Annotated in this window: 13 protein-coding genes, 2 tRNA genes, 2 rRNA genes and 2 riboswitches; of the genes, 4 read left to right on the top strand and 13 right to left on the bottom strand. The window is 42.0% G+C overall.

Features of this window, described 5'->3' with window-relative positions; all coding sequences use genetic code 11:
- A 16S ribosomal RNA gene (locus H540_RS0118725) occupies nt 1-234 on the bottom strand; the annotation flags it as partial.
- A 383-nt stretch (nt 235-617) separates the two neighbouring features.
- On the opposite strand from H540_RS0118725, the gene H540_RS30225 reads away from it, so the two are divergent.
- A complete protein-coding gene (locus H540_RS30225; RefSeq protein WP_245592287.1) occupies nt 618-1,349 on the top strand; it encodes a C39 family peptidase in 732 nt (243 codons plus the stop codon).
- Between the two features lie 220 nt (nt 1,350-1,569).
- On the opposite strand, the gene H540_RS0118710 is transcribed toward H540_RS30225, so the two are convergent.
- The 4 genes from H540_RS0118710 to groES all read right to left on the bottom strand — a co-directional run bounded on the left by H540_RS0118710 (nt 1,570) and on the right by groES (nt 7,113).
- Nucleotides 1,570-2,892 (bottom strand): NCS2 family permease, encoded by a 1,323-nt coding sequence (locus tag H540_RS0118710; protein WP_028401938.1) that lies wholly within the window; start codon nt 2,890-2,892, stop codon nt 1,570-1,572.
- Nucleotides 2,893-3,003: 111 nt separating this feature from the next.
- Nucleotides 3,004-3,103: riboswitch (purine riboswitch) on the bottom strand.
- 122 nt (nt 3,104-3,225) lie between these two features.
- On the bottom strand, nt 3,226-4,770 hold the full coding sequence (gene guaA / locus H540_RS0118705; RefSeq protein WP_425388143.1) for a glutamine-hydrolyzing GMP synthase: 1,545 nt from the start codon (nt 4,768-4,770) through the stop codon (nt 3,226-3,228).
- 146 nt (nt 4,771-4,916) lie between these two features.
- A riboswitch (purine riboswitch) is annotated at nt 4,917-5,018 on the bottom strand.
- A gap of 152 nt (nt 5,019-5,170) precedes the next feature.
- On the bottom strand, nt 5,171-6,793 hold the full coding sequence (gene groL / locus H540_RS0118700) for a chaperonin GroEL (RefSeq protein WP_028401936.1): 1,623 nt from the start codon (nt 6,791-6,793) through the stop codon (nt 5,171-5,173).
- 35 nt (nt 6,794-6,828) lie between these two features.
- Nucleotides 6,829-7,113, bottom strand: coding sequence for a co-chaperone GroES (gene groES, locus H540_RS0118695; RefSeq protein WP_028401935.1), 285 nt, complete (start codon nt 7,111-7,113; stop codon nt 6,829-6,831).
- Nucleotides 7,114-7,444: 331 nt separating this feature from the next.
- Between groES and H540_RS0118690 the strand changes: the two genes are divergently transcribed.
- Both H540_RS0118690 and H540_RS0118685 read left to right on the top strand, forming a co-directional pair.
- Nucleotides 7,445-8,173: a CPBP family intramembrane glutamic endopeptidase gene (locus H540_RS0118690; protein WP_028401934.1), complete on the top strand. Its 729-nt coding sequence runs from the start codon at nt 7,445-7,447 to the stop codon at nt 8,171-8,173.
- A gap of 2 nt (nt 8,174-8,175) precedes the next feature.
- The gene (locus H540_RS0118685) at nt 8,176-8,382 is read left to right on the top strand and encodes a YdiK family protein (RefSeq protein WP_028401933.1); all 207 of its coding nucleotides are present in this window, start codon (nt 8,176-8,178) and stop codon (nt 8,380-8,382) included.
- A 26-nt stretch (nt 8,383-8,408) separates the two neighbouring features.
- Here H540_RS0118685 and H540_RS0118680 read toward each other — a convergent pair whose 3' ends face one another.
- Complete coding sequence (locus tag H540_RS0118680) at nt 8,409-9,038, bottom strand: redox-sensing transcriptional repressor Rex (RefSeq protein WP_028401932.1); 630 nt, start codon at nt 9,036-9,038, stop codon at nt 8,409-8,411.
- A 186-nt stretch (nt 9,039-9,224) separates the two neighbouring features.
- On the opposite strand from H540_RS0118680, the gene H540_RS0118675 reads away from it, so the two are divergent.
- Entirely contained in the window at nt 9,225-11,147 is a 1,923-nt protein-coding gene (locus H540_RS0118675) for an ABC-F family ATP-binding cassette domain-containing protein (protein ID WP_028401931.1), read from the top strand.
- Between the two features lie 213 nt (nt 11,148-11,360).
- Here H540_RS0118675 and tsaD read toward each other — a convergent pair whose 3' ends face one another.
- The 7 genes from tsaD to rrf all read right to left on the bottom strand — a co-directional run bounded on the left by tsaD (nt 11,361) and on the right by rrf (nt 14,506).
- Complete coding sequence (gene tsaD / locus H540_RS0118670; RefSeq protein ID WP_028401930.1) at nt 11,361-12,377, bottom strand: tRNA (adenosine(37)-N6)-threonylcarbamoyltransferase complex transferase subunit TsaD; 1,017 nt, start codon at nt 12,375-12,377, stop codon at nt 11,361-11,363.
- Nucleotides 12,377-12,826: a ribosomal protein S18-alanine N-acetyltransferase gene (rimI, locus tag H540_RS0118665; RefSeq protein ID WP_028401929.1), complete on the bottom strand. Its 450-nt coding sequence runs from the start codon at nt 12,824-12,826 to the stop codon at nt 12,377-12,379. Before rimI ends, tsaD begins: the two co-directional genes overlap by 1 nt.
- A gap of 12 nt (nt 12,827-12,838) precedes the next feature.
- Entirely contained in the window at nt 12,839-13,528 is a 690-nt protein-coding gene (gene tsaB / locus H540_RS0118660; RefSeq protein WP_028401928.1) for a tRNA (adenosine(37)-N6)-threonylcarbamoyltransferase complex dimerization subunit type 1 TsaB, read from the bottom strand.
- The gene (gene tsaE, locus H540_RS0118655; RefSeq protein ID WP_034671401.1) at nt 13,509-13,982 is read right to left on the bottom strand and encodes a tRNA (adenosine(37)-N6)-threonylcarbamoyltransferase complex ATPase subunit type 1 TsaE; all 474 of its coding nucleotides are present in this window, start codon (nt 13,980-13,982) and stop codon (nt 13,509-13,511) included. The genes tsaB and tsaE overlap by 20 nt, the downstream gene beginning before the upstream one ends.
- Before the next feature lie 217 nt (nt 13,983-14,199).
- Nucleotides 14,200-14,275, bottom strand: a tRNA-Asp gene (locus H540_RS0118650).
- Between the two features lie 2 nt (nt 14,276-14,277).
- A tRNA-Met gene (locus H540_RS0118645) sits at nt 14,278-14,354 on the bottom strand.
- 36 nt (nt 14,355-14,390) lie between these two features.
- Nucleotides 14,391-14,506: ribosomal RNA gene (gene rrf / locus H540_RS0118640) — 5S ribosomal RNA — on the bottom strand.
- Between the last annotated feature and the right edge of the window lie 12 nt (nt 14,507-14,518).

The raw sequence follows: 14,518 nt of genomic DNA, 5'->3' as shown, positions 1-14,518 counted from the left end.
GACGCGGGTCCATCTGTAAGTGACAGCCGAAGCCGCCTTTCCATCTCGAGTCATGCGACTCAAAAAAGTATCCGGTATTAGCTTCGGTTTCCCGAAGTTATCCCAGTCTTACAGGCAGGTTACCCACGTGTTACTCACCCGTCCGCCGCTAACCTCCGAAGAGGTTCGCTCGACTTGCATGTATTAGGCACGCCGCCAGCGTTCATCCTGAGCCAGGATCAAACTCTCCATAAAAGTGTTTGTCTAGCTTTAAAATAAAAATTGACGTTTCGCATTTTGTTTAGTTTTCAAAGAACTTCATCATCGCATATCAGCGACTTTTTACACTTTATCATTTCCAACTCCACTTGTCAATAACTTCTTTTTAAGTTATTTTTCTGTTTCTGTCAGAAGCGACAATATTTATAATACCCATTTTCATTAAATAAGTCAACACATATCCAAAACTTTTTTATCTTTTGTTCATCTTTCACCATTATGCTAAAATCTCCTCATTCTCCAGCTTTTATGCATTCTGTCAATGATGAGATATAAGCCCATCTCTCCCCTCGCAAAGAAAGGTTCAAATCAACAAACAATAAAGATAAGAAAATGAAAGCTGACAGGAGGAAACTCATTTGAGGTTTTGTCTGTACGCAGTTGTCATTTTTCTTCTCGGTATTGGTTTTATTCCAAAAGGCTATGCACATACTCAAGATGTTCCTGTAAATGATTCCGTTTTAGATCTTTGGTCTGTTCTTTCTCTGTCAAGTAAACAAAATGACGCTCCTTCTATGTTCCGTCCACCCTCTGTTTTGCTGCATGCGCCTCTCATTTCTCAAATGCCCGAATTGCCGCGCGGCTGCGAGGTAACAAGTCTGGCGATGCTGCTGCAATATAAAAGAGTCTCAGTAAGCAAAATAACATTGGCAAACGAAGTAAAAAAAGATCCTGCAGCATATCGAAGATTAGGATCTACAATTTATTTCGGAAATCCGCATTACGGATTTGTAGGGAGCATGACTTCTTTTAAAGAACCGGGGTTTGGCGTATTTCACGGTCCTATCTACGAACTGGCCAATCGATATCTGAATGGTAACGCTCTCGATATTACCGGATCTACTTTTGATACTGTAATGGAGCATGTCGGACAGCAAAAGCCCGTTTGGGTCATTAACACAAGCACCTTTGATTTTGTCCCGAGCCGTTATTGGCAAACGTGGCAAACACCACACGGCCCTATCTCCATTACGGATAAGGAGCACAGCGTCCTCGTTACAGGATATGATAACCAATATGTATATTTTAACGACCCGCTCGCAAATATCAAAAACAGAAAAATTCCTATAGCCGCTTTTGTACGCGGCTGAGAACAATACGGACGACAAGCAATTACGTATAAATGAAAAAAGCGATGCGCTAAGCATCGCTTTTCTTACTTTACATAGGAAACTCTATAATGTTTGTTCTTTTGCGCGCTGTATACTGCGAACAGAAGAAAGGAATTAGAGAACATTGGCGAGGAATTTTATACATTCTTATTTTACAAAAAAACCTAAACTCACTGGGAGTTCAGGCCGGTATTACGTATTATTTTACAAAGATAAAATACAATACAAAGATTACAGCCATTGCATACATGATAGGATGAACCTCTTTCGAACGTCCTTTCATAACCATTGTAATCGGATAGAAGATAAATCCAATTGCGATTCCTGTTGCAATGCTGTAAGTAAGCGGCATTGCAATGATTGTGAAAAACGCCGGAACTGCTATTTCGAACTTCTTCCAGTCGATTTCTCCTAAAGAAGAAACCATCAGGATGCCTACGATAATCAGCGCAGGTGCCGTCACAGAAGGTGTCACTACGCTTAATAGAGGCGAGAACAACAATGACAATAAGAAGAAACCTGCTGTTACAACCGCTGTGAAACCTGAACGTCCGCCTGACGCTACCCCTGCAGAAGATTCAATATAAGCTGTCGTAGTAGATGTACCAAAAATAGCTCCGATTGTAGTCGCTGCTGCATCTGCAAACATCGCTTTTCCAGCGCGCGGCAATCTGTTGTTTTTCATTAATCCCGCTTGGTTCGCAACCGCAACAAGCGTTCCTGCTGTATCAAAGAAATCAATGAAGAAGAATGTTAAGATAACTAAAATCATTTTTACTGTAAAGATGTCGCCAAAGTGCGCAAGCGCAACACCAAATGTAGGCTTGATGCTCGGCACTGCCCCAATTACGGATTCAGGAGCTTTAATCAAACCAGTCGCCATTCCTACAACTGCTGTGATGATCATTCCGAAAAATACTGCGCCGTTCAGACCGCGTGTCATAAGAATAATTGTGATAACTACGCCAAAAATAGCTAGTAAAGTCGTGCCTTTCGTTAAATCGCCTAAACCAACAAGAACTGCATCGTTATTGACAATAATACCTGCATTTTGGAATCCGATAAATGCAATGAACAAACCGATTCCTGCCGCTACTGCATGCTTTAATTCCACCGGGATTGCGTTGATAACTTTCTCGCGAAGGCCAGTAGCGGTCAAAATAATGAACAGTAGCCCCGAAACTAATGTACCTGCAATTGCAGTTTGCCATGGAATTCCCATAGTCAAAATAACTGTGTAAGCGAAGAATGCATTAACCCCCATACCTGGAGCTAGCGCAATCGGATACTTTGCAAAAATCCCCATAATAAGCGAGCCGGTTGCTGCCGCTAACGCTGTCGCAACGAATACAGCTCCCGGATCCATTCCTGTTCCCTTAGGAAGATTAGGAACTGTGCTTAATGAGAGCGTAGCCGGGTTTACGAATAAAATATAAGCCATGGATAAGAACGTTGTTAAACCAGCGATCAACTCTGTTTTGTAGTTCGTACCGAGCTCTTCGAATTGAAAATAACGCTTCATGTGTTTTCCCTCCATCTTTTGATGTTTCGCCATATTTCTCTAGTATTTCTCTAACTCCACAAAAAAGACGCTTCCACTGAATATGGAAGCGTCGACAAAGCAAATAAATAAGTGTTTTTCTCAACGCCTCGTAGTCTAGCTATTTACGGCAGCTAGGTAGAAACTTTCGGGCCCTCTCCCCAACATTACGACAGCTTTCTTATTTACGAATGATTACAACTTTATTGTAATCTGACATCATACATCTGTCAAATAAAAAAACGAACGTTTTTTTATAAACGTTCGTTTTTGTTCGTGTTTTATTGGATTTTACCATTTAACGTAAAATAAAGATTATTCCCACTCGATTGTTGCAGGCGGCTTGCTTGTCACATCATACACAATACGGTTTACATGCTTCACTTCGTTTACGATGCGAACAGAGATTTTCTCAAGCACATCCCAAGGAATACGCGCCCAGTCCGCTGTCATCCCGTCAATAGAAGTTACCGCGCGAATACCCACTGTATAATCATATGTGCGTTCGTCGCCCATTACGCCTACACTGCGCATGCCAGGAAGCGCCGTGAAGTACTGCCAAATTTCACGATCTAGTCCGGCTTTCTTGATTTCTTCACGTAAAATCGCATCGGATTCACGCACGATTTCGAGCTTTTCCTCCGTTACTTCGCCCAGCACACGGATTCCTAAACCAGGACCCGGGAACGGCTGACGCCATACGATTTCATCAGGAATACCAAGCTCGGAGCCCAATGCACGCACTTCATCTTTAAATAATGTATTGAGCGGCTCAATCAATTTAAATTGCATATCTTCCGGAAGACCGCCTACATTATGGTGAGATTTAATTGTTTGTGCAGTCAATGTACCGCTCTCAATAATATCTGTATATAGAGTTCCTTGCGCTAAGAACTCCATTCCTTTTAATTTCGTTGCTTCATCGTCAAATACGTAGATAAACTCGTTGCCGATGATTTTGCGTTTTTGCTCCGGATCGCTTACACCTGCAAGTTTGCTTAAGAAGCGCTCTTTTGCATCCACTTTAATTACGTTCATATGGAAGCCTTCGCTGAATGTCTTCATTACACTCTCAGCTTCACCTTTACGAAGAAGACCATGATCTACAAAGATACAAGTCAGCTGGTCGCCGATTGCCTTATGAATCAATACCGCAACAACAGAAGAGTCTACACCGCCGCTCAGCGCACATAGCACTTTTTTGTCCCCTACAGTTTCGCGGATTTTTTCCACTTCAACTTCAATAAAGTTTTCCATGTTCCAGCCTTCTGTACATTCACAAACGCCGAACACAAAGTTTTTCAATAAATCATTGCCATATTCGGAGTGACGTACTTCCGGGTGAAATTGTACGCCATAGAACTTACGCGCTTCGTTGCTCATTGCCGCAATCGGACAGGAATCGCTCGTTGCATCTGCAACAAAGCCTTCCGGCAAACCTGTTACTAAGTCGCCGTGGCTCATCCATACCACTTGTTCTTCAGGAAGGCTACTGTACAGCTTAGATTCATTTTCTACCTTTAGAACCGCTTTTCCGTACTCGCGGTGCTCGGCGCGCTCTACCTTACCGCCGAAATGATGTGTCATAAGCTGCATGCCGTAGCAAATACCGAATACAGGCAATCCCAAATCAAAAATTGCCGGATCGCAGTGGAATGCTTTATCTCCATACACGCTGTTCGGTCCGCCGGAGAAAATAATTCCTTTCGGATTCATCTTCTTAATTTCTTCCGCTGTAATCGTATGCGGATGCAATTCACTGTATACGCCAAATTCACGGATGCGGCGCGCGATAAGCTGGTTATATTGACTTCCAAAATCTAAAACAATAATAAAATCATGCTTCTTCAAATTGATCACCCCAACATTAAGTCTGTATGCAATCTCGGCTTTCACGTTTACTTTCTTACATTGATACAACAAGGAAGAAAGTATGCAAAAAAGCCAGAACTCCGCCCCAAATACAAAAAGGCAGAATTCTGACTAATTAAAGAACGCTCTTTAATAAGCAGAATCACTGCCTTCATAGTCAGGTTATTTTCGGTAACCCAGTAGAGACTCTCAATCCGTATTATTGAGGATATATGAAGGAGTTTTTCTTTTCCTTCTCGATTCTAACAACGAAGTATGAACAAGGTCAAGAGAGAACCGACAAAATTCTACAGAAATTATTCCCTTTTGCTGAACATTTGTCTTTTGTATATAAATCTGCTGAATTTTATACAAAAAAATCCACCTCTTAAAAGAGGTGGATTCCTTATTACATCATGCCGCCCATGCCGCCCATATCAGGCATCATCGGTGCTTTGTTTTCTTCTGGTTTATCAGCAACAACAGCTTCTGTTGTTAAGAACATAGCCGCAACGGATGCTGCGTTTTGAAGAGCGGAACGAGTTACTTTTGTAGGGTCTACAATACCCGCTTCAAGCATGTTCACCCATTCTCCAGTTGCAGCGTTGAAGCCTGTTCCTACTGCTTCATGCTTTAAGCGCTCTACAACTACAGAACCTTCTAAGCCAGCATTGATTGCAATTTGGCGAACCGGCTCTTCCAACGCACGCAATACGATATTTACGCCTGTTGCTTCGTCACCAGCCGCTTCAATAGAAGCTACTTTGCTGTATACGTTCATTAAAGCTGTACCACCGCCTGCAACGATACCTTCTTCTACCGCTGCACGAGTGGAGTTCAATGCGTCTTCAATACGAAGTTTACGCTCTTTCAATTCTGTTTCAGTAGCCGCACCTACTTTAATTACCGCTACGCCGCCAGCCAATTTCGCTAGACGCTCTTGTAATTTTTCGCGATCAAATTCAGAAGTTGTTTCTTCTAATTGAGCACGAATTTGGTTGATGCGTGCTTCGATTTGCTCAGAGCTTCCTGCACCTTCTACAATTGTAGTATTTTCTTTTGTTACTACAACTTTAGCAGCGCGGCCTAGGGATGTAATTGTCGCAGATTTCAATTCACGGCCAAGCTCTTCTGTAATTACTTCGCCGCCAGTAAGAGCTGCGATATCTTCAAGCATTGCTTTACGACGGTCGCCGAAGCCAGGAGCTTTAACAGCAACTACGTTAAATGTGCCACGAAGTTTGTTCACTACTAATGTAGCTAAAGCTTCGCCTTCTACGTCTTCTGCAATAATTAATAGAGGGCGGCCTTGTTGTACCACTTGCTCTAACACTGGTAAAATTTCTTGGATGCTTGCGATTTTCTTGTCTGTGATAAGAACGTAAGCATTGTCAAGAACAGCTTCCATTTTCTCGGAATCTGTAATCATGTAAGGAGATGCGTATCCGCGGTCGAATTGCATACCTTCTACAACGTCAAGCTCAGTTGTGAAGCCTTTGGATTCTTCCAGTGTGATAACGCCGTCGTTACCTACGCGCTCCATTGCTTCTGCAATTAATTGACCTACTTCTTCGTCAGCAGAAGAGATTGCCGCTACTTGTGCGATAGAATCCTTGCCTTCGATTGGCTTAGAGATTGTTTTTAATTCTGCGATTGCTGCCGCTACAGCTTTCTCGATACCTTTGCGAAGACCCATTGGGTTTGCGCCTGCTGTAACGTTTTTCAAACCTTCACGGATCATAGCTTGTGCAAGTACAGTTGCAGTTGTTGTACCGTCACCCGCTACATCGTTTGTCTTGCTTGCTACTTCAGCAACAAGCTTTGCACCCATATTTTCGAATGCATCTTCTAATTCAATTTCTTTTGCAATTGTTACACCGTCATTTGTAATAAGAGGAGAACCGAACTTTTTCTCCAACACTACGTTGCGTCCTTTTGGTCCAAGTGTAACCTTTACCGCATTTGCAAGAGTATCTACCCCGCGAAGCATTGCACGTCGAGCGTCTTCACTGAATTTAATATCTTTTGCCATGTTTCGTAACCTCCCTGAATTTTAATATTTATGAATTAACCAATAACAGCTAAAATGTCGCTTTCACGTAAAATCAAATATTCTGCACCTTCGTATTTCACTTCTGTGCCAGCATATTTTGAGAAGATGATACGATCACCTGCAGCTACCTCTAAAGCTACGCGCTCTCCGTTTTCAAGCACGCGTCCTGTACCAACTGCAATTACCTTGCCTTCTTGCGGCTTTTCTTTTGCAGTGTCCGGCAACACAATACCGCTTGCAGTTTTTTCTTCTGCTTGAACAAGCTCAATTACAACGCGATCACCTAATGGCTTTAGCATGAAAATAACCTCCTCAATTCGTATGTAAAGTTTCATTATTAGCACTCGAACCCAACGAGTGCTAACACACTTATTATAATAATGAATCTATTTTTCTTTTGCAAGCAAAAAAACATAATTTTTAGGAAACAGCCGCTGTTTCCCTATCTTCCAGTCTATAACCCGTTATAGTATGTCCAATACCCTTGAAAACATTCTCTTCGTGTTTCCAATCTGTTATATGTTACAATAAGACACGTACAATAAGACACGTACAATAAGTTCATTTCTCTAAGAACTGCAAATTTCCTTTTTTGTTAAGGAAAATTTACATAAGAAGGAGACATAACAATTGAAGAAACGTTATTGGTGGGTTATTGCTACATACATTCTCATGCAGCTTTCAGGCATATTGGGCCTGCCTTTGCTGCTGCGCACCGGGTGGTATGATAAATACACAGGGGACATGAAGTTGCAAATAGTTTCCGGACATTGGGGCATCATCAGCTTTATTACAGCGCTGCTCATTATTTTGCTGCTTCTTAGAAAAGATGAAGATTTTCCTGCACGCGACAAAGCCGGTATGGGCATTACGTTTGTATGGATGATTGCTGGATTGTTTTTGGCATACTTAGCTCAAATTATTGCTGTAAATATAGAAATGCGTCTATTAGGCATTAAACCCGGATCTGAAAATACGGAGCACCTTGTTGAAATTGCAAGAAGAACCCCTTGGTTTATTCTTGTTACATCCATCATCGCGCCTATTCTTGAAGAAATTGTTTTTAGAAAGATTCTGTTTGGCGCACTCTATAAACGATTTAACTTTTTTATTGCAGCTGTTATTAGCTCTCTCGTTTTTGCAGCCGTGCACGCTGAGTTTGTTCACTTACTTATCTACACATCCATGGGTCTAGTGTTTGCGTTTCTATACGCGCACACAAAACGCATCATTGTTCCTATTGCAGCTCATGTGATGATGAACACAATCGTTGTTCTCGTGAACATTGTATTTCGCGATAATTTAGAACGTATTATGCATGAAGCTGAGAAATTGCAAGCGATTATTGGAGGATTATAACCATGCGAAGTTCACCTTTGTTTATGGCAACCTTGTACTTTGTACTGGGAAGCATCTTTACATACTTAGCTATCACAAGCGTAGAACATACTATCTGGAATTTTTACACGTTGCTTTTAATGTTGATGGCGACATTTGATTTCGGTTTAGCTTTACGGCTGATACTCGTGAATTTCCGCTTGAAGCGTATAAAAGGGCCAAAAAAATAAAAACGTGGGAGCTTGTTCCCACGTTTTTATTTTGGATAATGCTTTAAAAAATAGATAAGTGTTTGCAATTCTACCGCTAAGTCGATGTGATGGATACGGATATTCTCAGACACATCAATACGCGCCGGCGTGAAGTTTAAAATTCCTTCAATCCCTGTCTGTGAAAATCTGTCAGCAACTGACTGAGCAACAGGAGCAGGAACCGTTAAAATAGCAACCTTCACATTTTCAGGGAGCTTCTTTTCCAGCTCATCAAGGTGATAAACAGGTACACCGCTGATAAATTTTCCGACTTTTCTTTCGTCCACATCAAAAGCAATTTCAATCTTTGTATTGTTGTTTTTTGTAAAGTTATAATTTAAGAAAGCGGTTCCCAAATTTCCAACACCAATAAGAGCGACACTAGTGAGGTCGTCTTGAGCAAGTGTTTGGCTAAAAAATGATAAAAGATAATTTACATTGTAGCCATATCCTTTTTTCCCTAAGGCGCCAAAATAAGAAAAATCCCTTCGGATGGTAGCTGAATCCACTTTTACAGCTTCGCTTAACTCTGCAGAAGATACACGCTGCTTGCCGGAGAGCGATAAATTCTTAATAAAGCGGTAATACAAAGGCAGACGTTTAGCGGTCGCTTGTGGAATTTTAGGCTGATCCATTATATACCTCCTCTCTTCCCTGTCTCTGTTTATACGACAAAACATGTGATGGAAGTTTATTGATACAAAGCTTTCCTTGTATAATAGAGAGAGACCTATGTCCCTCAACTAAACTATACACTATTTCTATTAATGTTGAAAAACATAAGTTTTATGCAAAAGATAAGAAAATTGAGGTGAAGAGCATTGATTTTATTACAAGTAAACGGATTGACGAAGCTGTTTGGCGCAGATGTCATCTTATCAAATATAAAATTGGAAGTACAGGCACGCGATCGTGTTGCTCTTGTAGGGCGAAATGGTGCAGGTAAATCTACCTTGTTGAAAATTATTGCAGGAGAACTGTCTCATAACGGTGGTGAAATTATAAAGCCTAAGGAAGTATCAGTAGGTTATTTGGCGCAGAATACCGGACTGGAAACATCATTAACAATCGGTGAAGAAATGCTGACAGTATTTGCACATCTGCAAGATATGGAACGAACGATTCGGAAAATGGAGCAAGAAATGGGGAAGGAAGAGGTTTTCACAAACGAAGAACGCTACAATAAGCTTCTCGCCGAGTATGACCGGTTGCAGCAGGATTATAAAGATCAAGGCGGCTATCAATATGAAGCCGATATCCGCTCTATCCTGACAGGCTTAGGATTTCCTGCACCAACACATAACACATATATCTCTACCTTGAGCGGGGGACAAAAAACACGCCTTGCATTAGGAAAACTGCTTTTAACAAAGCCTGATTTACTCATTCTTGATGAGCCTACCAACCATTTAGATATCGAAACGCTGACTTGGCTGGAGCAATACTTACAGGGCTATCCCGGGGCAATCTTAATCGTTTCCCATGACCGCTATTTCTTGGATCGGCTCGTTACACAAGTATATGAGATTTCCAATACACAAAGCAAACGGTATACAGGTAACTATAGTAAATACTTAGAACAAAAAGACGCGTGGTATGAACAAGAAATGAAGCGCTACGAAAAGCAGCAGGATGAAGTAGCGAAGCTGCAAGATTTTGTACAACGCAATATCGCTCGAGCTTCTACTACAAAACGAGCACAAAGCCGACGAAAACAGCTGGATCGCATGGAACTTATTGCAAGGCCGCTCGGTGATGAAAAATCTGCCTCTTTCCATTTTGACATTGAGCGTCAAAGCGGCAACGATGTACTGCAAGTAACAGATGTAGCTGTCGGCTATGACGAATCAGCAGTAATTAAACATGTGCACATGTATTTGACACGAGGCGACAGTACAGCTTTAGTAGGTCCAAACGGCATTGGAAAATCCACCCTTTTAAAGGCTATCGTCCAAAAGCTAGATCCGCTTCACGGAAAGATTTCGTTTGGCTCCAATGTTTCTATTGGCTATTACGACCAACAGCAAGCTAATCTTACATCATCTAAGCGCGTGCTGGATGAACTGTGGGATGAATTTCCTTTAAATCCAGAAAAAGAGATTCGGACTGTGCTTGGGAACTTCCTATTTTCAGGTGATGATGTGCTGAAGCCAGTCTCTTCCTTAAGCGGTGGTGAAAAGGCGCGTCTTGCGCTGGCGAAGCTCATGATGCAAAAATGCAATGTCCTTATTTTGGACGAGCCGACGAACCATTTGGATTTAAGCAGCAAAGAAATTTTGGAAAATGCCCTGATTGATTTTCCAGGAACGATTTTATTTGTATCACACGACCGCTACTTTATTAATCGTGTGGCAACCAAAGTGGTGGAACTGTCTTCAAATGGCGCAACGGAATATCTGGGTGATTATGATTATTATATGGAGAAAAAAGCCGAGATTCTTGAGCGCGCCCAGCTGGAGCAAATAATACAACCTGTCCAAAAATCAGAAGAGGCAGCTGAGAAGCGAAATTATCAAGAAGACAAAGAACGCAAAAAGCTGGAAAGACAACGCGCTCGTAAGCTGGAAGAATTAGAAGAGCTGATTATGGAACTAGAAGAAAAAATTGCAGTGCTGGAAGAACAGCTTTGCTTACCTGAAGTATATCAGGACTATGAAAAGGTTCAAAGTATCAATCTTGAAAAACAATCTCTTCACGACCAGCTTGATGCCTGCATGACGCAATGGGAAGAGCTGCAAATATAATAAAAAAAGTCAGTGTTGATAAACACTGACTTTTTCACATTATCCACAACCTTATGCACATTCTTACAATGGTTTTATAACTTTTCTATAGAATTTTCCACAATATACACAGAAAAACCTATTATTTCACACAAAGTTATACACAGATGCAACATAGTTAATCACAGGTTTTTTCACACTTATTCACAGCATATATTGAAATTTGTGGATAACTTATTGATCTATGTCTAAACCTGGATTGGCATTTAACGATAATGTTGCGCGCTTTCCTTTTTCATACGCAATCGTACCCGCAGCAGCAATCATGGCAGCATTATCCGTACATAAGGAGAGCGGCGGGATAATGAGCTCTATTCCCTGTATTTGCGCAAATGCTTCTTCTAAACGGGTTCGCAGCCCTTTATTGGCAGCTACTCCTCCCGCCAACAATACTTGTTTTACTTTATATTCCTCTGCAGCTCTGACCGTCTTCATTACCAATACATCTACAACGCTTTCTTGGAAGCTTGCCGCTAAATCTTCCGGTGCAATTGTTTCTCCCCTTTGCGCGGCATTATGGACTGTGTTGATAACGGCTGACTTCAAACCGCTGAAGCTGAAGTCATAAGAATCCGGCTCCAGCCAAGCACGAGGCAAGTCAAGAATCGGTTTTCCCTCATGCGCCAAACGATCAATATGCGGACCTCCTGGATACGGAAGAGAGAGTGTTCTGGCAACTTTATCATAGGCTTCTCCTGCTGCATCGTCCCTCGTCTCTCCAATTACCTCGAATGAACCATGTTCCTTCATATATACAAGCTCCGTATGACCCCCGGATACGACAAGGGACAATAATGGGAATGCAAGCTCAGTTACAAGGCGGTTTGCATAAATATGCCCAGCAATATGGTGTACGCCAACAAGCGGGATATTATGCGCAAATGCCACAGCCTTTGCTGCATGCACGCCTATCAATAAAGCCCCTACAAGTCCCGGTCCTTCTGTTACTGCAATAGCATCCAGGTCCGCGAATGTTACATTCGCCTCTTTTAATGCTTCTTCCAATACAATAGTGATTTGCTCAACATGATGACGTGATGCAATTTCCGGAACAACTCCGCCAAAACGTTTATGACTTTCAATTTGAGAAGCTACGACATTGGACAGAATCTCCCACCCGTTTTTCACGATTGCAACTGCCGTTTCATCACAGCTTGTTTCTATTCCTAGCACCAATATATCTTTTGTCATTATAGATTCACCCACATTACAAGAGCATCTTCGTAGTTATCTGTATAATAGCGTTTACGGATACCGCCGTTTAAAAATCCAAGCTTTCGATATAAACCTTGAGCGGCTTCATTTGATACACGCACTTCAAGCGTCATTGTTTTTGCGCCTTGCCGGCGTGCCTGTTCTATAACAAATCCAAGCAAGCGCTCGCCAAGCTTACGTCCCCGATATTCTGGCAAAACCGCAATATTCGTAATATGTGACTCGTCTAAAATAAGCCACATGCCGCAATAGCCAATTATCTTTTGATCTTCTGCCATTACGGTGTAACGAGCATACTCATTTACAGTCAGCTCTTTCTCGAAAGCTTCCTCGGTCCACGGAATCGCAAATGATGCCTGTTCAATTGTCATAACCTGCTTAATATCTTTTAATTCCATATCTCGAAACGTTATTAACGTATTCATACTCATAACCCTCTATTTATTTTGATTTGCAAGCCAATTTGCCTCTGCTTCTGCTAAGCGAAGATAGCTTGGCACAAAGGTATGTACCTCTTGCCCCTCCTTTTCCAACCCCAGCAGTCCCAATTCTCCCGGACGCGGATTGTGCAAAGAGGATGATGCAAATACTGCCTGTTCACCTAATGTATTTTTAATCGTTTCTTGGTGAAGCGATAAATCATTGCCTATAAATAAAATTGGTTTTTCCATATCCTTCAGCATAGACAGCCAATCCTCAATCATAATGAGCCGATCTTCTTTTACAGATTGTAGCTTTCCAGCATATGTATAAAGCCCTGTAAAGATTTGCTGGCGTCTTCCATCAAACAAAGGACAAATATACCCGTCAAAATACATACTGTTTGCTGCTAACGTCGCCAAGCTAGATACTCCTGCAATAGGAATGCCTAACGACCATGCTAATGTTTTTGCGACCGTGACGCCAATGCGTACTCCTGTATAGGAACCAGGCCCTTCTGCAACTACAATTTTCCCTAAATCGCTTGGTTTCACATCGCACTGCTGTAAAAGCTGCTCAATTGACGGCATAAGACGTACTGCGTGATTCTTTTTCACATTCGTAATCATTTCCCCTATTACCGTCTCGCCATCAAGCAAGCCTACGCCCATTGTATAATTGGAAGTATCAATTGCTAATACTTTCATTGCTCAAAAGCTCCTCACATAGTCTAATATATCGTTCTCCTACAGGTTCCAACACAATTTTACGATCTTCGTTTCCCCCATGAAACAAATTCACTTTAAGAACAGCGGAAGGAAGGTAAGATTGTATAAGATGCGCCCATTCTACGACAGTAACTCCTTCTCCGTAAAAATAATCATCAAAGCCCAAGTCCTCTTCACTTTCTCCAAGCCTGTACACATCCATATGATAAAGTGGAAGCCGACCGTTATATTCCTTAATAATATTGAAGGTAGGACTGTTTACCACTCGCTTGACGCCAAGCCCTTTTGCTATGCCTTTCGTGAAGGTAGTTTTACCAGCTCCTAAATCTCCTTCTAAAATCAACACATCTTGAGCCTTCAGCAAATGACCTAATTGCTCTGCAAGGCTCATCGTTTCCTCTGGAGAGGATGTTTTCACTTCATATATTGGCACTTCTTTCACCGCCCTGTTTTCCTCTAGTATATCCTATTCTTTCTGCTTTGAACGCCCGGAAGCAAGGAGAGCTATGTATCCTTTTTCTATTATACTCACTTCCCGCATATCTTGCAGAAACTCAGTGTACAAAAAAAACCTTAGGATGCACTCCTAAGGATGAATTGTCTTATGTAGCAAAGCATAAAAAAACACGAAACCATTGTTTCGTTAAAAGTGGCGGTCCCGACCGGGATCGAACCGGCGATCTCCTGCGTGACAGGCAGGCATGTTAACCGCTACACCACGGGACCATTGGTTGCGGGGACAGGATTTGAACCTGCGACCTTCGGGTTATGAGCCCGACGAGCTACCGGACTGCTCCACCCCGCGACGTTATAAAATATCTTATTCATAAAGATAAGATATGCCTAGCGACGTCCTACTCTCACAGGGACAAGGTCCCAACTACCATCGGCGCTGAAGAGCTTAACTTCCGTGTTCGGTATGGGAACGGGTGTGACCTCTTCGCCATCATCACTAGACATATGAAGGAT

It is taken from the genome of Ectobacillus panaciterrae DSM 19096 (genome assembly GCF_000430785.1).
GTDB classification, from domain to species: Bacteria; Bacillota; Bacilli; order Bacillales; family Bacillaceae_G; genus Ectobacillus; species Ectobacillus panaciterrae.
The sequence above is the reverse complement of the archived record's forward strand: the minus strand, read 5'-3'. Positions and strand labels throughout refer to the sequence as shown.